Raw genomic sequence first — 18,882 nt, forward strand, 5'->3', positions numbered from 1 at the left:
CCTCCGGTCCGACGTTGCCCGGCTGTCAGTGCTTCTGGTCATGCGCAGCGTGGCCCGCGCGGCGGGGTTCTCTGGGTTAACGCAGTACGCCATTCATTTTCGGCGTCAGCGCGCCGTAATCGTTAATCGTGCGATAGGTGATGGTGTTCCCGGCATCTGCGGGCAGCTTGACGCTGGTTTTGCCCATCGGCGGCACGAGGGCGTTTTCCAGAATGCGCGTCCCGGCGTTCAGTTCGGTCACCGTCAGGTAATAAGGGGTTGGGTTCGTCAGCGTCAGCGACGATCCGCTGCGGCTAAAGGTCAGCTTTTCCGCTGCCTGATCCGGGGGCAGGGCCAGTTTTCCCGGACGGTAGTAGAGCTTGATGCGGCTGATAATCGCCAGCTGCAGGGTATTGTCGCTGAGCTTGGATTTATCCATCGAGGGGATCGCCTTCACGTTCATCCAGAACAGGCTTTCCCGATCCTGCGGCAGCTGGTTATTGGTGGCGTCGATAATGCGCAGGGTGTTCTCTTTTTTGCCCTGCATGGCAAACAGCGGGGGAGTGATGATAAACCGGCCGTCTCGCTGACCATCGGCATTTTCCACCCATGACTGAATAAGCCAGGTGCTGTTGTCATCATTATTGGTCACCGCGAGCTGGACTTGTTTCTGTCCCGCCGGGTAGATAACCCGGGTCGCGCCAAGCGCAACACCCGCCTGCGCGCTGGCGCTCAACGCACCGGCGACGAAAAGTAAACATCCCGCCAGTATGCCGCGTGTCGTCGTTGCCATTTTTCTCACGTTATCTCCTTGTCTGCTCACCGTGTTGTCCTGTTTGTCTGCGGATTAATTACTGATAGGTCAATGAGAACCAGGCCTGGGCGTTGGCCGCGCCGCCGGTGACCTGGCGTCCGGTCGCCCGATATTTGGCGACAAAATTGAGCGTCGTCGGTCCGCGGTAGAGCGGCACCCAGCGATCCGGCGGACGATTGAGCGGCAATTGCTGGCCCTGACTGTCGAACAACGCAATGCCAATCCCGCTGGCGATCCCCGGGCCTTCGCCCACCGAGAGCACATCGGGATTTTTACCATCAGCCACACCGTGAAATGTCACGCCCACATGCTGGCTGACTGCGGTACTGCAATCCTGTAAATGAATCGCGAAAGGGATCGGGTTACTGTCTTCCCCGACATCATGAAATCGGTTACTGCTGATCTGCCCCAGATTGACCGTCATCTGCCGATCGCCCGCTTCGACGCGGCAGGAACTCGCCATAATCAGGCCCTGAAAACGCATGCTGCCCCCAGGCAGCGTGACGTTCCACTGATTACCGGCCAGGGCCAGCGGGGGTAGTAGCAGCAGCAGACCTGATTTCATTCCCTGCATCGTTTCACTCCAGTTGGAAATAGAGAGCGGGCCCTCCTGGCCCTGATTGCCTCCCTGCGTGGATCGGGCCTTACTCGTACTGCACTTTGAACGTGGCATCCGCGTTCGCCGTACCGGCGGTCGCTGCGCCGGTCGCGTAGTAACGCGCCTGGAACGGGATAATGTTGGTGCCGTCATTCAGGGTGGTCGCGGCACTGAAGGTGGCCCCGTCCAGCGCCAGTGGCGTGCCGGTGTTGTCGAGGATCTGCACGCCAACGTTGGTTGCGCCGCCAGCGGCAGAGTTTTGCAGTGCCAGAACGGTGGTGTTGCTGCTGTCAATGGCGGTACCGGAGAAAGCGACGGAAGCTTTGGTCGCCACTGTGGTGTCGCAGTCATCCAGCTGGATGTTGAAACCGACGGAGGAGCTGGTGCTACCCGCGGTGGCAAGTTTCGCGGAACGCACCTGACCTAACTGGACGGTTTGATCGATAGAGCCGGCATCCACCGCACAGGCCGCATTGACGACTTCCCCTTTAAAATGCACTGTCCCGCCGTTGACCGTGGTGGTATCGGCCAGCGCCGCCGCGGAGCTCAGAGACAGGGCTGACACAACAACCATTGCCAGTGTTTTGATTTTCATACTGTTTTCCTTTGAACGATGTCGAAATAACGAACCGGATTTGCAGCCGATGTGCCTTCCAGGCATTTCAGATTTCAGCCGAGTAGTCAGGCTGCCGGCTCTGCACAGTTTTCACCCAACTGATGAGACAATTGGGGCCATTTTGACTCGTCGGGATAAGTGACCTGTTTTTAGTTTTACTTTGGCGTTATTGTGGTTTTAAATTCTGTGTAATTGGTTTTTTATGGCTATATTATCTGGCGTAGTGGGGGGGAGTGCGAAAGGTATAGCGATGGTGCTGGCGAAGGATCGCCGGTGCAGCTGGAATCTGATGAGAGAAAAGTGAGTGATTGAGGGATTAAAAACACATAATAATCAATAGAATATGATTTTTTCTGCAGAAATATGGCGCAGTGAGTTGCAAAACATTACAAAACATTTTTATGATATAAACAGTTTGGCCCCAATTGACCTGTTCGCAATTAATTATATTGCATTAAATCAATCAGTTAAATCGTTTTTCTGTTGCAAGCCTTTTTCCTCTAAAAGATTATTTCTTTCCCAAATTCCGGCAAAACGTGCCGCATTACTGGCGGTGTAGCGTACCGTGTGACGAATATTACGATGTCCCAGATAATCCTGTATCAAACGGGTATCTGTACCTCTTTCCGCCAGTTCATAGCCGCAGGCGTGACGCAGCATATGGGGGTGCGTGTGCGTGACGGTGCCCGCATTTTCGCCGGCGGAGCGAATAATACGATACGCTTGCTGGCGTGAGAGTGGCGTTCCGCGACGAGAGATAAACAGCGCGTCGGTTTTTGCCGCCGCTTTCCAGCCGGCGCGGACCAGACTCCAGCGTTCGATCGCCTCGCGCTCATCAAAGCGCAGCGGATGAATAGTCGAAAAACCATTCTTTAGCCGCCGCACATTGACCCGTCCTTCATGCAGATCCAGATCGTGATAGTGCAGATCCAGCAGTTCGCTGATGCGCATGCCGTGACGAAAGGCAAGCAGGATGAGACAGTAGTCCCGTTCGCCGGTGGGTCCCTGACGAGCGGCCTGCATCATTGCCTGAACTTCTTTGGCGGTAAGAAAACGACGTCGGTTCACAATATTGGCTCCTGAAAAAGGGGATGAATGACCGTCACGGCGAAACCTTACGCCATGACGAAAAGAATACGTAATGCTAAAACGTTGTAGGGTGAAGTTGATTAACCACGAATAGATAGCACATTACATTGACTGATACTAAAAATATCGCCGGGCGATAATTCTTAATTTTAAAGATTTTAATGGTTGTCTCAATAGCATCTATAGATGTTATCGCCAGGTGCATAAATTAAAAGGACTTTTTTCTGATACGTACTGCAATTGAAAAAAGCGGTGCAGAAATTTTGTTCGAGCAATAAATAATTTGGCCAAATCCAGAATGAACGCAGGGTTAAATTGGCGCGGAGCTGGAGAGAATAAATAAGAACTTGCGGGAACAGTAAGCATAATTAACGCAGGGTTAATGATAATACATATTTTAATTTTCGGGCAGGTTGCGGGACAACGCCATCCGTGGCGTCAAGGTTATTAGATCAAAGACGATCGCTGTTTGTCGCGCGTATTGTCCCAAATGCCATAGAAGCGCCCCGCGTTGCTGGCGGTATACCAGACGGTATGGCGGATATTGCGATGCCCGAGGTAATCCTGGATCAAACGGGTATCGATCCCCATATTGGCCAGCGCAAAGCCACAGGAGTGGCGCAGCATGTGCGGGTGGATCTCCAGCGGTAATCCCGCAAGATCCCCTGATGAGGCGATAATCTGATAAAACTGCTGGCGTGAAAGGGGATTACCTTTGCGGGAGAGAAACAGCCATTCGCTGGCTGCCTGCGGCCAGCTGTTGCGAATGGCCAGCCATCGCTTTAGGGCGTGGATCTCTTTCTCCAGCAACGGATGAGTGGTCGAAAACCCCTTTTTGAGCCGATGGATATAAACACATCGGGCAGCAAGGTCGATATCCGATATTCGTAGACGGCAGATCTCGCTGGCTCGCAGACCATGGATGAAGCATAGTAATGTCAGGCAATAATTCCGTGCGGCATAGAGGCCGGTATCGGCGGCTTTAAGTAAAGACTCGATTTCATTCTGAGTCAGGAAGTTCCTTTTTTTTATATCGGCGTTATTCGTCATGGTTTTCCCTTTTATTGCAGGCATATTTTTCTCTGTCCAGGCCTGCGTCAGGTCATTGTTAAATTCGACAGCCTTTTTATTTTGAAGCAGCGTGCTGATAACGTTTTAATCTCATGCGAAAGCGTTTCACCGGGTGAAGGCAAAATCTGAACGTTATCGCTGAGTGAGCGTGCGGTATCATAGGCTATCTCCATTACCAACGATAAGACGCCGCAAGCTGAAGGGTAAAGAAAGGGCTAGCGGGTTGAAGTGGCGTCGCTTTCCTGGTGGTTTCCACGTCCTGTACATCCCTGATCCTCTTGATGATGCCCGCATGATGATGAAGGCACGGGCTTCCGGCCACGGCAAGACGGCCATCAATGCCGTCATGATTTATTGCCTGCATGCTGGGCAACATCTCGCCAGCAAAGCACTCTCCCGCGCCGACAACGCCCGGGAATAGCGTGAGAAACGTCTCAGACAGAATACAACACTGAATCGTCTGGATAGCATTCACTGCAAAACTACAACAGCGATTAAACCATACTGCAAAAAGCCTGGGGATAATAGCCATTGTCTGTATGAGGGCACTTTACGCTGTATTTCAGAAAATAAGCTTAATCTAAAGGGGAGTAAAGTTGATAGGAATCAGGCACGGTAAGCGCCGGTAGCGGCGATATCAGTGGGCTGGAAGAAAAGGGGGCATCATGAGTATCGGGATAATGTCTGACGATTAGGTGGGAATATTCTGCTCTATGCTAAGAATAAGGTGCAGGCAGAAAACGTCAGCCAGACAGCTGAAGTATGAGGGGGCGTTAAAGGCTCCGGCGGCGGGAGGACTTACGTCCTGGAGACGTCGAAGCCTGCAGGTTCACCATTTTTCGTCACGTGCTTCCTGACGACCTTCACGGCGGTTTTCCCGTTTATCGTGACGGCAGCTGGCGTTGCTTTGATTGTTATTGCGGACGCATTCCTGCTTGGTATCACGACCTTGCTCGCGACTATCCTGACGGATATCGCGGGCGTCCTGGCGCTTTTCGCCGCGCCAGGTCGCCTGCGCCGAAAGCGATGGCACCAGCAGCGCGACGCAGACCAGGGCAAGTAAGCCTTTTTTCATTAGGATGGCCTTCTGTTTTTATAAACACAATAAATAATTAGCAGCTAATTATAAAGTTATCATATGGTTTAAGCGAGGATAGCACAAAATGCATCGTTGTCTGTGGCAACTTTGTTTTTTATTAAATGGAGTTCAGTTGTTTCTGATGTATATGTTTTTATTGTCTTTTAACAATATATAAACACTATGGCCTTTGGATGAGTCGTAGACATAATGAATTATTTGGCTTGATATTGGTCAAGTGAATTAAATAAGCATGTTGTGAATGGTTAAATCGCGTGCAATATTTAACTCATGAGTTTTTTCTCATCTCACAAACCAAATGGATAAACAAATAAAAGGAACTATTTTATGAAGCGTTTAACTGTTGCTGCAGCAGTCCTGTCTACCGTATTTATGAGTGCCGGTGCTTTTGCGGATACTGACCAGGGTGAAGTTATTATCACCGGACGCGTTGTGGGTACCACTTGTCAGTTTCTTGACGGCAACAACTCTACCACTATTACGATGAACCAGGTCGGGCAGGAAAGTCTTGCTGGTCTCAATGCCGGCGCCACCTATACCGGGATTAAAAACAGCACCACGGTGCCATTAAAATTAAAATGTACCGGTACTGCGCCGAAAATCAGCCTGGCACGTAACCAGTTTGATACGACTTACCCGAACATCACTAAAAATACCGTAGCGGGTGGCGCATCCGGCGTCGGCTTTGTGGTGACAGCGAATAACGCCGAACTAAACGCCAACTCGCTGATTCCTCTTAATGGGGATCCTGATGAGAACGGTGTATATACCATTGATTTTTCAGCGCAGTATGCGCTGGTGGCCGCAGGTAACGCAGTCACCCAGGGCGATGTTGAGTCAACCCTTACGCTGACCGTGGTAACCGAGTGATGTTGTCACCCGGCGAGACGCAGGGCGTTCGCCGGGTCTCTGTTTACATGGAGTGAAAGAGATGAAAGGATTCATTCTGCTGCTACTGACATTTTTCATTATCCCCGCGCAGGCGGGTATTGTGATCTATGGGACGCGCGTTATTTATCCGGCCGGTAAAAATGAGGTGATGGTGCAGTTAATGAATCGCGGCGATCGCGGCGCCCTGGTACAGGCGTGGATCGACGACGGTAATACTTCCATTGCTCCGGAGAATATCCGCGTTCCTTTTCTTATTTCACCGCCGGTGGTGCGCGTTAGAGCCAATACCGGTCAGCAGCTTAAAATAAAAGCATTATCCAATACGTTACCGCAAAACCAGGAAAGTTTATTTTACCTCAATGTCCTCGATATCCCACCCAATGCCAGCGTGAACGATGGTAAGAATGTGGTGAAATTTGCGATCCAAAACCGAATTAAGTTGTTTTATCGCCCGGAAGGTGTCGCTGGCGTTACGCAGGCCAGTTTTCATCATTTAGGCCTGCAGCAAAAAGGCAAAAATGTACTGGTTAAAAATAACAGTGCAAACTGGATCACGATCCCTGAAATTAAAATGAATAATGTGAAGGCAAGCAGTAAGGCTATTATGCTGGCGCCATTTTCACAACAAATGATTACCCTCAGTGGCACTGGTGCCAGACAATATAATATAACGATTATTGATGATCATGGAAATTATATTAGTGATAGCATCGGCGTAAAATAAAAAGAGGTGGTTATGTTAAGGATGACATCACTTGCCCTGGCGATTATAGCATCGTTATTTGCTGAAGCTCTGGCGGCAGAAGAAACCTTTGATACCAACTTTATGTTCGGCGGAATGAAAGGGGTCAAAGACAGTCACTATCAGTTTACAGATGACGCGCCGGTTGCGGGTGAATATAACCTGGATGTGTATGTCAATAACAAGTGGCGTGGGAAGTATGACCTGACGGTGAAGGAGCAGCCAGGGGAAAGCTGCTTGTCGCACTCCCAACTGCAGCAGCTCGGTATTAAAGCCGAGGGGCTGGACAATAAGAACCAGGCGCAATGCATCACGCTACGCGAGGCTGTGCAGGGGGGGAAATATCATTTTGATATCTCCACCCTGACCCTCGCGCTCACTGTCCCGCAGGCTTTTGTTAATGAACTGGAAGCAGGCTATGCTTCCCCGGAAAGCTGGGACCGCGGGGTCAATGCCTTCTATACGTCCTATTATGCCAGTCAGTATTACAGCGATTATAAAAGCGCCGGGAATAACAAAAGTACCTTTGCCCGTTTTACCAGCGGTTTAAATCTATTGGGATGGCAACTGCACTCTGACGCCAGCTATAACAACAATGATTCTGGCGCCGGTGAGTGGAAAAGTAACACGCTTTATCTGGAGAGAGGCTTCGGCGAGATAGAGAGTACGCTTCGCGCCGGGGATATGTACACATCAGGCGATATTTTCGACACCGTGCGCTTTCGCGGGGTGCGCTTATATCGCGATATGCAGATGTTGCCCAACTCCAGGCGCAACTTTACGCCGATCGTTCAGGGGATTGCGCAAAGCAATGCCCTGGTCACCATTGAGCAAAATGGCTTTGTCATTTATCAGAAAGAGGTGCCGCCCGGTCCCTTTGCTATTGCTGATTTACAGATGGCCGGCGGCGGGGCCGACCTTGACGTGAGCATCAGAGAAGCTGACGGGACGATCACCAGCTATCTGGTGCCCTTTTCTTCCGTTCCCAACATGCTGCAGGCAGGTGTCTCGAAATACGATCTTGCTGCCGGACGCAGCCATATTGAGGGGGCCGATCGGCAGGCTGATTTTATCCAGGGGACCTATCAGTATGGTTTGAACAACCTGCTGACGCTGTACGGTGGTTCGATGCTGTCGAATCACTATTCTGCTTTTACCCTCGGAACGGGCTGGAATACCCGGCTCGGCGCTATTTCCGTCGATGCCACCCAATCGCATAGCGAACAAGATAATGGCACCTATGATGGTCAAAGCTATCAGGTGGCTTACAGTAAATTCCTGACGCCAACCCAGACCCGTTTTGGCCTGGCGGCCTACCGCTATTCCAGCCGGGATTACCGCACCTTTAACGATCACGTGTGGGCGAAGAACAGAACCCACTATCACCGTGACGAAAATGATGTCTACGATATTGCCGATTATTATCAATATGATTTCGGCAGGAAAAATTCCCTGTCGGCCAGTTTGAGCCAGGCGCTTCCGGCGGGCTATGGCGCGATTTCCCTGAGCGCCCTGTGGCGCGACTACTGGGGAAAAAGCGGCAGCAATAAAGATTATCAGCTCGGCTATTCGAATACCTGGCAGCGGCTGACCTATACGCTATCGGCCAGCCAAACCTATGACGAATATCATCACCAGGATAAGCGATTTAATCTTTATTTCTCCATTCCGTTCAGTTGGGGGGACGACCTGAGCGCGCCGCGTCGTCGGTTGAATCTGTCTAACTCCACCACCTTCGATAACAGTGGCTTTGCCTCCAATAACATCGGTCTGAACGGCATTGCCGGCTCCCGCGATCAGTTCAGCTACGGGGTTAATCTCAGTCATCAGCAGCAAAATAATGAAACCGCTGCCGGGGCTAACCTCACCTGGAATGCCCCGCTGGCCACACTGAGCGGTAGTTACAGCCAGTCGTCAAACTACACCCAGGCCAGCGGAAGCCTCTCCGGGGGCGTGGTGCTTTGGTCCGGGGGCGTCAGCCTGGCGAATCGGTTATCAGACACCTTCGCGATTTTGCAGGCGCCGGGGCTGGAGGGGGCTTATGTCAATGGTCAGAAATACCGCACCACCAACGGGAAAGGGATCGTGCTTTACGACAACCTCACTCCGTTCCGTGAAAACGCCCTGATGCTGGATGTGTCGGATTCCCACAGTACGACGGAACTGAAAGGCAACCGGAAAATGGTGGCCCCGTATCGGGGCGCTGTGGTGGTTAGCCACTTTGATACCGACCAGCGTAAGCCGTGGTTGATTCATGCCCGACAAGCCGCGGGTGAGCCGCTGCCGTTTGGTTATGAAATCGAGGATAACCAGGGGCAGAATGTCGGGGTCGTGGGCCAGGGCAGCTTATTATACATCCGCACGGATACTGTTCCGTCGACGCTGAAAGTGGCTGTTGATAAAGCAAATAATCAGTACTGCACGATCACCTTTAAACAAACCATTGATGAAGAGCAGACCTATGTCTGCCGGTAAAGGAATATTACGATGAGATGGCTACTGTTTCTGCTATTCACCTTCAGTACCTTTGGCGCCTGGGCGGGGAACTGCGACCTGAACACCAGTCATATCCAGAAAGGGATTGAGGGGTACGGTACCTATATTTTCAAACCCGTCACCCTCTCCGGTACTTTGGCGTTACGCGAAGGCACCTTTACCAATGATGACTGGCTGTTTGTTTGTCAGTCATTACAGAACGTCGTGATTACCCTGACAGGAGAGGCGCAGCACAGCACCGAGTATAATTTCCTGGTGGGCCACGAAAAATATAAAATTAAATTCGACCTGTCGCCGCATAATCTTTCCGGTACAGATTTGACCGAAAAAATCCACTATAAATTGTCTGACATTTTTAATGATACCGCCTCGATTAGCTATGCCATCAGTAAGGGAGAGGTCGCAGGCAGGCCGGTCATCACCCCCGGTCAGCCCTTTACGGTAAGTTATAAACTCAATCTAAAATATTGTCAGAATAAGGATAAAGAGTGCACCGATATCCCCATTACCTATATTTATCATATCATTTTGCAAATCAACGTGATGACCTGTGGTTTTGAGAATCCGACGACGGAAATCAAAATGGGTGAATATAATTTCATCGATATTAAACAGGGAACCGTAGCGTACCGTCCGGAGGTGATCAATATCGACTGTCGCCAGGGGGAGTCCGGTGTGCTGGAGCTGACGCCGGGCAAGATTGAGTACTCGTTCAGGAGCGCATCGGGACTGAAAAACGGTCAGGTGTTAGCTAACGATGAGGAATTATCTGCCACCGGCGCCGGTGAGGTCGGGTTCCATATTCAGGATGCCAACGGCGCGGATATCCAGTATGACAATGGCTACCTGTACGAAACGCCACAGGAAGCCGTGCACGGCAAAAACCCGATTACACTGAATATCAAGCCAATGAAGTATGGCGAGAATATTCGTACCGGAGAGATTACAAGCCGGGTCATCATCGTGGTCAACAACAACTAACCCCGCTTTGCCTGTCGACGCCAGCCCAGGCTAATGTTATCTCTATCTGTCAGGGGCGGCATATCGCTTTCCCTGGCCGACAGGGCAGACAGACCGCTCGCCGGACGTGAGTTCGCCGTCCGGTGAGATAACCTCTTTACGCAATGGCATAATGATGAATACTCCGATTGCGCAGCGCGACTGGCGCCTGCTGGCGGCCGGGAGCGGCGGGCTCCTTTTGCTGGTGGCCGGCACCATGTTGCATAGCCACTGGGGCGATTTTCTCCAGTGGTGCCTCGCCACCCAAATAACCTTACATCGCTATCTGGTGATGTATCTTTTGCTGCTGAATAATCACCAGTACAGCGGCGGCGTCTGGCTGTTAGTGGGCGCCTTTCTCTACGGCGTGCTGCACGCCATCGGGCCGGGTCACGGCAAGTTTATCGTCACGACTTACCTGAGCACCAACCAGGAGAGCCTGACGGCGGCGCGGGTGGTGCCCTTTCTCGGCAGCCTGTTGCAGGGCGTCAGCGCCATCCTCTTTGTCTTTATTCTCGCGGTAGGACTGAATCTGGCCGCCGGCGATCTCAGCGCCAGCCGCTGGTACGTTGAGAAGATCAGCGCCCTGACCATCGGCGTCTTTGGAATTTACATTATCTTTCGCGCGCTGCAGAGCCTGGGGCCAGGCAAGAGAGTGATTCGCGCCATAACACCGGCGCATCAGCATGATGCCTCGTGCGGCTGCGGCCACCACGGCGTGGGGCACGATCTGCACGGCGCCGACTGGAAGACACGCCTTGGCGTGGTGCTGGCCATCGGCGCCCGCCCCTGCAGCGGGGCAATCATGATTTTGCTGTTCGCCAACGCGCTGGGGATTGTCAGCTGGGGCATCGCCGCGGTGATGACCATGGCGCTGGGTACCGGACTTTCGATCCTCGCGCTGTCACTGACGGTGCACTATGCCCGCCACCGGGCGGTCAACAGGCTGACGGTGGGGAGGCGTCCGCGGCCCTGGTTGGTGCCGCTGGTGAAGATCCTCGGCGGGCTGGCGCTGATCCTCTTTGCCGCCGGGTTGTTTTTCACCGTGGTGCCGATCAGCGCCAACGGCGACTTTATCGCCGCCGGCTGTTAACGACTTTCCAGCAGGTGCATCAATACCCGCAGCGCCTGATCCAACTGCAGGCGTTCGCTGTCACTGAGTCCTGCCAGCAGCTGCCGTTCATTATCGACATGGGTCTCCACCGCCTGATCGATCCGCTCACGCCCGACAGGCGTCAGGGCGACCAGCATACTGCGGGCATCCTCCGGGTTCGGCAGGCGGGTAATAAATCCGCGTTTCTCCAGCGCCTTCAGGCGATGAGTCATGGTGCCGGAGGTGATCATCAGCGTGGAGAAGAGCTGGGTCGGCGAAAGAGTGAAAGGGGGGGCGGCGCGGCGCAGCGTCGCCAGCATATCAAACTCCCAGCGCACCAGATCGTGGCGCGCAAAGGCCACTTCCACCTGCGGCTCCAGCAGCATGGCGCATCGTTTCAGGCGGCCTATCGGCCCCATTGGGCTGCAGTCCAGATCCGGTCGCTCCCGCTGCCACTGGGCGAGAATGCGATCCACGGCGTCGATCGCGGGTGATTTGTCCATCAGTGCTCACTTGTCTTGATGTCAAGATACTTGTCGGTACATACTTCAGTCACCAATTTAGCTTGAAGTGAAGATAAAATCATGGCTTTTCTCTCACGTAGTCTGATGATCGACTTACTGCTCACCGCGCTGGCGCCCGCTATCTGGGGGACGACCTATATCGTCACCTCCCAGTTCCTTCCTCCCGATCGGCCATTTATCGCTGCGCTGCTGAGGGTGTTACCGGCAGGCATCGCCCTGCTGATCTGGAGCCGTCGCTTCCCGCAGCGCGGCGAGTGGGCGAAGCTTATCGTTACCGGCATTTTAAATATCGGCGCTTTCCAGGCGCTGCTGTTTATCGCGGCCTATCGCTTACCCGGCGGTTTAGCGGCGGTGATTGGCGCAATCCAGCCGCTGCTGGTGATGCTCCTCGCCTGGTGCGTTGACCGGCAGCGCTCGCCCTGGCTGGCGGTGTTCTCCGCCATCGCCGGCATACTCGGTATGGCCATGCTGCTGCTGTCACCGCACACCGTCCTCGACCCGCTGGGGATCGGCGCGGCGTTTCTCGGCGCGATCAGTATGGCGCTGGGCACCTGGCTCTCCCGCCGCTGGGCGCTCTCCTTGCCGATTGTCGCGTTGACCGGCTGGCAGCTGGCGATTGGGGGAGTGGTGCTGGCCCCGGTGGCGCTGATCGTTGACCCCCCTCTGCATCAGGTGACAGCGCTGCAGGTCGCAGGCTATCTGTGGCTGTGCGTCGCGGGCGCCATGCTGGCCTATGGCCTGTGGTTCCGGGGGATTGGTCGCCTCTCGCCGGTGGCGGTGTCGGCGATGAGTCTGCTGAGCCCGGTGACCGCTGTGGTGCTGGGATGGATTTTCCTTGGACAAAAGATCCAGGGGGTGGCGCTGGTGGGGTTGATCGTGGTGCTGGCGAGCGTGCTGTCTATCCAGCGAGCGCTGGCGCGCCAGGCGGCGGGAGCAAAAACGAAAAAAGCCCCATAACGGGGCTCGACATTGCTGCGTGCGGGGTGGGCGGCGGGAGCCAGACCAGCCACCCGCAGGCGGCCTGTCCGGCAGCTCCCTCTGCAACCATTCGCTTATTTAGACAGCTCGGCGGTCATATGGACCTGGTTGCCGGTGTACGCTTCGGTGATGTGGTAGGAAGCGCCTTGTTCTTTCGCAATGGTCGCGATTTTCGCTTCTGCGCTGTCCAGGGTATCTGCTGTCACGCTCACCGGATGAGCGAAGCTAGCGAAAGAAACCAGGGAGAGCATACCGGCAGCGGCGAGTAATTTTACGTTTTTCATGGTGTTTGTCCTTTTAACTTTTATGGTGGAAAGCGCGTTTGCTTTCGATGGACTTATAATAAGTCTGCTAACTATAACATGCGTTGCAAAAAGTGCGATTTAGATCACATTTTTATGGCGGTGAGATGATGAAAAGATGACAAAGAGATGAATGAATTTATTTTTTTACTTTAAAAACAATGGATTAAATATTTATCTCTGGAAGGGGATATCGGACGGACTGCTCACGTTCAGGGGTGGAATGCACCTTATTCACGCTGACGTCATTCAGCGCGTGAATGAATTGGTGCTATTTTCACCACTTTCAGGACGGATTCAGACTTATCGCGATGGCTTCCCGACGGCTTTTTCGGCATGCTGTTACGGTCATTTCTCTTATGGTCTTGCGTTAGACTTCCTGCGCTGTAAACAACTACCGCCTCGTTTTCACCTATCAATAACCATTTATTAATAGTTGATTGATATCTGTTATATAACTTAATGAAACGTGAACAAATGTATATTTGTCGGCGAATAAATAGCATTCTTTGACGCCGATAGCACCAGCGAACTTATATTTTTAAGTTCGTCACCTGACGCCTTAAATATTGCGGCTCCCGGTCAGTCGAAGATTCTATTAGCAGTGGCATAAATCAGCATCGCCTGATGTTTCTGGTTCTATGCGAATTCACAGTGTGCTCATTGATTCGTAATTCACTCTGACAAGGAAATGGCAATGAAAAAGGTTCTTCTCTCTGCAGCAATGGCAACCGCGTTTTTTGGCATGACTGCTGCCCATGCAGCTGATACCAATGTTGGCGGCGGCCAGGTTAATTTCTTCGGTAAAGTTACCGATGTATCCTGTACTGTTTCTGTTAACGGCCAGGGCAGCGATGCGAACGTTTACCTGTCTCCGGTAACCCTGACTGAAGTTAAAGCGGCAGCAGCGGATACTTACCTGAAACCGAAATCTTTCACCATTGACGTCTCTAACTGCCAGGCTGCTGACGGCACCAAACAGGATGACGTAACCAAACTGGGCGTGAACTGGACCGGCGGTAACCTGCTGGCTGGCGCAACCAGCAAACAGCAGGGTTACCTGGCGAACACCGAAGCTTCCGGTGCCCAGAACATCCAGCTGGTGCTGTCTACCGACAACGCCACCGCGCTGACCAACAAAATCATCCCGGGTGACAGCACTCAGCCGAAAGCGAAAGGCGATGCTGCTGCTGTAGCCGATGGCGCGCGTTTCACCTACTACGTTGGTTATGCGACCAGCGCACCGACCACAGTAACCACCGGTGTGGTCAACAGCTACGCGACTTACGAAATTACCTATCAGTAATTCCGCCAGAAAATAAAACTGCCCCGGTATGGGGCAGTTAATAACAATAATAAAGCGGCGATGTCCGCCGCTTGTATTTTTATTCTGAGGTCAGCATGAAGCGTATTGCCCTTTTTTTCTGTTTCATTTTTAGTTTTGCGGCCCATGCCAACAACATTATTGTTAACGGTACCCGCTTTATTTATCCAGGAAATGAAAAAGAAATAACGGTACAGCTTTCAAATAACGCCGACCGTCCGGCACTGGCACAGGCCTGGCTGGATAATGGCGACGCCGATGCCACACCAGATACCATTACCACCCCGTTTATTATCACCCCGCCGATCTCGCGCGTTGACGCCAAAAGCGGCCAGACGCTGCGTATTAAGCTCGGCAGCAGCGCCGGTCTGGCAAAAGATAAAGAGACACTGTGGTGGCTGAATCTGCTGGAAATTCCGCCAGTGGTGGCCGATCAGAAAAATGAAGGCCAGAACGTGTTGCAGCTGGCGATCCGTTCCCGCTTTAAATTTATTTACCGTCCTGCCGGACTGGGCAACCGCGATGCAGCGGCCGAGAAGCTGGTGCTTACCGCAAGCGGCAGCAGTCTCGCCATCAACAACCCGACGCCGTTCTACATTACCGTCAGCCGTATTTCCCGCGACGGCGGTAAAGCCCTGAACAGCAAAACCGTGATGCTGGCGCCGCAGTCCAGCCAGACGGTAGCACTCTCCTCCGCCGTCAACCGCGGCGAAACCCTGACCGTTAACAACATTAATGACTATGGCGCCGATGTCGCAGTGAAAGTGGCCGTTAAATAAGGGAAAAGCTAATGAAGCAGAGGTCATTCTGCCCGGGAAGATTAAGCACCGCGATCGCCCTCGCGCTGTGCTGCTTTCCGCCATTTTCCAGCGGACAGGAAAACCCGGGAACGGTATATCAATTTAACGACGGCTTTATTGTCGGCAGTCGCGAAAAGGTCAACCTGTCACGCTTTTCGACCAGCGCGATTACCGAAGGCACTTATTCCCTTGACGTCTACACCAACGACGAGTGGAAAGGGCGCTACGATCTGCGCATCGCGCGCGACAAAGACGGTAACCTTGGCGTTTGCTACACCAAAGCAATGCTGACGCAGTACGGTATCGCTGCGGAAAAGCTGAACCCACAGCTGAGCGAAAAGGAAGGCTATTGCGGTAGCCTCAAATCCTGGCGTAACGAAGAAAACGTCAAAGACAACCTGGTCCAGTCCTCCCTGCGGTTGAACATTTCGGTGCCGCAGATCTATGAAGATCAACGTCTGAAAAACTATGTCAGCCCGGAGTTCTGGGACAAAGGCATTACTGCGCTCAATCTGGGCTGGATGGCCAACGCCTGGAACAGTCACACCTCTTCGGTCGGCAGCTCGGATAACAGCAGCGCCTATCTTGGCGTCAACGCCGGTCTGTCGTGGGACGGCTGGCTGCTGAAGCACATCGGTAACCTGAACTGGCAGCAGCAGCAGGGCAAAGCGCACTGGAACAGCAACCAGACCTATCTCCAGCGTCCCATCCCGCAGCTCAACTCCATCGTCAGCGGCGGGCAGATTTTTACCAATGGTGAATTTTTCGACACCATCGGTCTGCGTGGGGTCAACCTTTCTACTGATGATAATATGTTCCCGGACGGCATGCGCTCGTATGCCCCGGAAATTCGCGGCGTGGCGCAGAGCAACGCCCTCGTCACCGTGCGCCAGGGCAGCAACATTATCTATCAGACCACCGTTCCGCCCGGGCCGTTTACCCTGCAGGATGTCTATCCTTCCGGCTATGGCAGCGACCTTGAGGTCTCGGTGAAAGAGGCGGATGGTTCGGTGGAAGTGTTTAGCGTGCCTTACGCTTCCGTCGCCCAGCTGTTGCGCCCGGGAATGACCCGCTACGCCCTTTCCGCCGGTAAAGTGGACGACAGTTCTCTGCGTAACAAGCCGATGCTCTATCAGGCCACCTGGCAGCACGGTATCAACAACCTGCTGACCGGCTACACCGGGGTCACCGGTTTCGACGACTATCAGGCCTTCCTGGTGGGGACCGGGATGAACACCGGCATCGGCGCGCTCTCCTTTGACGTGACCCATTCGCGGCTGAAGAGTGATACCCATGATGATTCGGGGCAGAGCTATCGCGCCACCTTTAACCGCATGTTTACCGATACCCAGACCAGCATCGTGCTGGCGGCATATCGCTACTCGACGAAAGGCTATTACAACCTCAACGACGCGCTGTATGCCGTCGATCAGGAAAAAAACAGCCGCAGCAACTACACCCTGTGGCGGCAGAAAAACGGCATGACCTTCACCGTGAACCAGAACCTGCCGGACGGCTGGGGCGGGTTTTATCTGAGCGGTCGCGTCTCCGACTACTGGAACCGCTCCGGGACCGAGAAGCAGTATCAGGTCAGCTACAACAACTCATTTGGTCGTCTCTCATGGTCGGCGAGCGCGCAGCGCGTTTACACGCCAGACAGCTCCGGTCATCGCCGCGACGATCGTATTTCACTCAACTTCAGCTACCCGCTGTGGTTTGGCGATAACCGCACAGCCAACCTGACGTCGAACACCTCGTTCAACAACTCGCGCTTTGCCAGCTCGCAGATTGGTATCAACGGTTCGCTGGACAGTGAAAACAACCTTAACTACGGCGTGTCGACCACCACGGCCACCGGCGGCCAGCACGACGTGGCGCTCAACGGCAGCTACCGTACGCCATGGACCACGCTCAACGGCAGCTACAGCCAGGGTGAAGGCTATCGCCAGAGCGGCCTGGGCGCCAGCGGGACGATGATCGCCCATAGCGGCGGCGTGGTGCTCTCGCCGGAAAGCGGCTCGACGATGGCGCTGATTGAAGCCAAAGACGCTGCCGGCGCCATGCTCCCGGGGTCGCCGGGCACCCGCGTGGACAGCAATGGTTACGCCATCCTGCCGTATCTGCGCCCGTACCGGATTAACGCCGTCGAGATCGACCCGAAAGGCAGCCTTGACGATGTCGCCTTCGATCGCACCGTGGCGCAGGTTGTGCCGTGGGAAGGCAGCGTGGTTAAGGTGGCGTTCGGCACCACGGTGCAGAACAACCTCACGCTGCAGGTGCGCCAGGCGAACCATGAGCCGCTGCCGTTTGCGGCGAGTATTTTCTCCCCTGACGGTAAGGAGATCGGCGTTGTCGGCCAGGGCAGCATGATGTTTATCAGCGATGCGAATGCCAAACGCGCGATTGTGAAGTGGAGCGGTGGGCAGTGTTCGGTGGATCTGGGACAGCAAACAACAAAGGATAGCGTATGTCGCTGAGGAAATTACTAACGCTTTTTATCGTCTTAATGGCGCTGGGAACCACCTCGTCCTGGGCCGTCTGTACGCGCCTCACTTCGCCGACGGTGATGCTGGACATGGTGGTGGGCAGGGTGGTGGTCCCCCCGGATCTGCCGGTGGGATCGGTGATCCTCACCCGCGACTGGACGATGAGCGCCCCCGGCGGCGCGAGCTATCGCTGTACCTCCGGCACCAACCGCTTCGCGGCGAAGATTGTTGCGCCAGGGGCCACTGATCTCGGGAATAAAATCTATTCCACCAACGTGCCGGGTATCGGCATGCGTTTCAGCCGCGGCGGCGCGACGGTCAATATCGTCTATCCCGACGTCTTTTCGTCGCGGGTATCAGGTACCACCAACTATTCGCTGGAGGGGTCGCGCTTTACGCTGGAGATTATTAAAACTGCAGCGACCACCGGCAGCGGCACCCTGGCAACAGGGAAATACACCTCCTATGACTGGGAGAGCGGCGGTAACCCAATCCTCGAAACCTATCTGAGCGCCAACGCCATCACCGTGGTCTCGCCCTCCTGTACGGTGATGAGCGGGAAGAATATGAATGTCGATGTCGGTTCCATCAGACGCAGTGACCTGAAAGGGGTGGGCACTACCGCGGGCGGGAAAGATTTCAATATCGACCTGCAGTGCAGCGGCGGCCTGAGTGAAACCGGGTATGCCAATATCAGCACGTCGTTCTCCGGAACGCTGGCTACCAGCACGACGGCGACCATGGGCGCGTTGCTCAATGAAAAGGCCGGCAGCGGCATGGCGAAAGGCGTCGGTATTCAGGTGCTGAAGGATGGATCGCCGCTGCAGTTTAATAAGAAATACACCGTTGGTCGCTTGAACAATCAGGAGACTCGCTACATCACCATACCGCTGCACGCGCGCTTTTATCAGTATGGGCCGACGACCAGCACCGGCGAGGTGGAGTCGCATATGATCTTTAACCTGACGTACGATTAATACG

General features: G+C 53.8%; 19 protein-coding genes. 11 read left to right on the forward strand and 8 right to left on the reverse strand.

Annotated elements, in window-relative coordinates; genetic code table 11:
- Window positions 1-76: 76 nt before the first annotated feature.
- The 5 genes from CWM54_RS11555 to fimB all read right to left on the reverse strand — a co-directional run bounded on the left by CWM54_RS11555 (window position 77) and on the right by fimB (window position 4,146).
- Entirely contained in the window at window positions 77-781 is a 705-nt protein-coding gene (locus CWM54_RS11555; protein ID WP_165785924.1) for a fimbria/pilus periplasmic chaperone, read from the reverse strand.
- A gap of 49 nt (window positions 782-830) precedes the next feature.
- Complete coding sequence (locus CWM54_RS11560; RefSeq protein WP_133123758.1) at window positions 831-1,367, reverse strand: fimbrial protein; 537 nt, start codon at window positions 1,365-1,367, stop codon at window positions 831-833.
- A gap of 70 nt (window positions 1,368-1,437) precedes the next feature.
- Window positions 1,438-1,986: a type 1 fimbrial major subunit FimA gene (gene fimA, locus CWM54_RS11565; RefSeq protein WP_061153378.1), complete on the reverse strand. Its 549-nt coding sequence runs from the start codon at window positions 1,984-1,986 to the stop codon at window positions 1,438-1,440.
- Between the two features lie 480 nt (window positions 1,987-2,466).
- Entirely contained in the window at window positions 2,467-3,075 is a 609-nt protein-coding gene (fimE, locus tag CWM54_RS11575; RefSeq protein WP_074387636.1) for a type 1 fimbria switch DNA invertase FimE, read from the reverse strand.
- Window positions 3,076-3,543: 468 nt separating this feature from the next.
- Window positions 3,544-4,146 (reverse strand): type 1 fimbria switch DNA invertase FimB, encoded by a 603-nt coding sequence (gene fimB / locus CWM54_RS11580; protein ID WP_061153380.1) that lies wholly within the window; start codon window positions 4,144-4,146, stop codon window positions 3,544-3,546.
- A gap of 313 nt (window positions 4,147-4,459) precedes the next feature.
- Here fimB and CWM54_RS29400 point away from each other — a divergent pair, with 313 nt between their 5' ends.
- On the forward strand, window positions 4,460-4,588 hold the full coding sequence (locus tag CWM54_RS29400; RefSeq protein WP_264753724.1) for a hypothetical protein: 129 nt from the start codon (window positions 4,460-4,462) through the stop codon (window positions 4,586-4,588).
- A gap of 408 nt (window positions 4,589-4,996) precedes the next feature.
- On the opposite strand, the gene CWM54_RS11590 is transcribed toward CWM54_RS29400, so the two are convergent.
- The gene (locus CWM54_RS11590) at window positions 4,997-5,242 is read right to left on the reverse strand and encodes a hypothetical protein (protein WP_061153381.1); all 246 of its coding nucleotides are present in this window, start codon (window positions 5,240-5,242) and stop codon (window positions 4,997-4,999) included.
- A gap of 351 nt (window positions 5,243-5,593) precedes the next feature.
- Between CWM54_RS11590 and yehD the strand changes: the two genes are divergently transcribed.
- The 5 genes from yehD (at window position 5,594) to CWM54_RS11615 (ending at window position 11,487) form a co-directional block, all read left to right on the forward strand.
- The gene (gene yehD / locus CWM54_RS11595; RefSeq protein ID WP_061153382.1) at window positions 5,594-6,136 is read left to right on the forward strand and encodes a fimbrial protein YehD; all 543 of its coding nucleotides are present in this window, start codon (window positions 5,594-5,596) and stop codon (window positions 6,134-6,136) included.
- Window positions 6,137-6,197: 61 nt separating this feature from the next.
- Window positions 6,198-6,881 (forward strand): fimbria/pilus periplasmic chaperone, encoded by a 684-nt coding sequence (locus CWM54_RS11600; protein ID WP_061153383.1) that lies wholly within the window; start codon window positions 6,198-6,200, stop codon window positions 6,879-6,881.
- 12 nt (window positions 6,882-6,893) lie between these two features.
- On the forward strand, window positions 6,894-9,374 hold the full coding sequence (locus tag CWM54_RS11605; protein ID WP_100697145.1) for a fimbrial biogenesis outer membrane usher protein: 2,481 nt from the start codon (window positions 6,894-6,896) through the stop codon (window positions 9,372-9,374).
- Window positions 9,375-9,386: 12 nt separating this feature from the next.
- Window positions 9,387-10,376, forward strand: coding sequence for a fimbrial protein (locus CWM54_RS11610; RefSeq protein WP_100697147.1), 990 nt, complete (start codon window positions 9,387-9,389; stop codon window positions 10,374-10,376).
- A 154-nt stretch (window positions 10,377-10,530) separates the two neighbouring features.
- Window positions 10,531-11,487, forward strand: coding sequence for a nickel/cobalt transporter (locus tag CWM54_RS11615; protein WP_100697149.1), 957 nt, complete (start codon window positions 10,531-10,533; stop codon window positions 11,485-11,487).
- On the opposite strand, the gene CWM54_RS11620 is transcribed toward CWM54_RS11615, so the two are convergent.
- Window positions 11,484-11,990, reverse strand: a complete 507-nt coding sequence (locus CWM54_RS11620) for a MarR family winged helix-turn-helix transcriptional regulator (RefSeq protein WP_100697151.1) — start codon at window positions 11,988-11,990, stop codon at window positions 11,484-11,486. The genes CWM54_RS11615 and CWM54_RS11620 overlap by 4 nt on opposite strands.
- 81 nt (window positions 11,991-12,071) lie before the next feature.
- Between CWM54_RS11620 and CWM54_RS11625 the strand changes: the two genes are divergently transcribed.
- On the forward strand, window positions 12,072-12,968 hold the full coding sequence (locus CWM54_RS11625) for an EamA family transporter (protein ID WP_100697153.1): 897 nt from the start codon (window positions 12,072-12,074) through the stop codon (window positions 12,966-12,968).
- A gap of 95 nt (window positions 12,969-13,063) precedes the next feature.
- Here CWM54_RS11625 and CWM54_RS11630 read toward each other — a convergent pair whose 3' ends face one another.
- The gene (locus CWM54_RS11630; RefSeq protein WP_002916131.1) at window positions 13,064-13,273 is read right to left on the reverse strand and encodes a DUF1471 domain-containing protein; all 210 of its coding nucleotides are present in this window, start codon (window positions 13,271-13,273) and stop codon (window positions 13,064-13,066) included.
- A gap of 715 nt (window positions 13,274-13,988) precedes the next feature.
- Here CWM54_RS11630 and mrkA point away from each other — a divergent pair.
- The 4 genes from mrkA to mrkD all read left to right on the forward strand — a co-directional run bounded on the left by mrkA (window position 13,989) and on the right by mrkD (window position 18,878).
- Window positions 13,989-14,597 (forward strand): type 3 fimbria major subunit MrkA, encoded by a 609-nt coding sequence (gene mrkA, locus CWM54_RS11635; RefSeq protein ID WP_008806369.1) that lies wholly within the window; start codon window positions 13,989-13,991, stop codon window positions 14,595-14,597.
- Between the two features lie 95 nt (window positions 14,598-14,692).
- The gene (gene mrkB / locus CWM54_RS11640) at window positions 14,693-15,394 is read left to right on the forward strand and encodes a type 3 fimbria chaperone MrkB (RefSeq protein ID WP_061153388.1); all 702 of its coding nucleotides are present in this window, start codon (window positions 14,693-14,695) and stop codon (window positions 15,392-15,394) included.
- Between the two features lie 11 nt (window positions 15,395-15,405).
- Complete coding sequence (gene mrkC / locus CWM54_RS11645; protein ID WP_100697155.1) at window positions 15,406-17,892, forward strand: type 3 fimbria usher protein MrkC; 2,487 nt, start codon at window positions 15,406-15,408, stop codon at window positions 17,890-17,892.
- Window positions 17,883-18,878, forward strand: a complete 996-nt coding sequence (gene mrkD / locus CWM54_RS11650) for a type 3 fimbria adhesin subunit MrkD (RefSeq protein ID WP_061153390.1) — start codon at window positions 17,883-17,885, stop codon at window positions 18,876-18,878. The genes mrkC and mrkD overlap by 10 nt, the downstream gene beginning before the upstream one ends.
- The last annotated feature ends 4 nt before the right edge of the window (window positions 18,879-18,882 follow it).

Source organism: Klebsiella sp. D-Nf1 (genome assembly GCF_002810515.1).
GTDB classification, from domain to species: Bacteria; Pseudomonadota; Gammaproteobacteria; order Enterobacterales; family Enterobacteriaceae; genus Klebsiella; species Klebsiella variicola.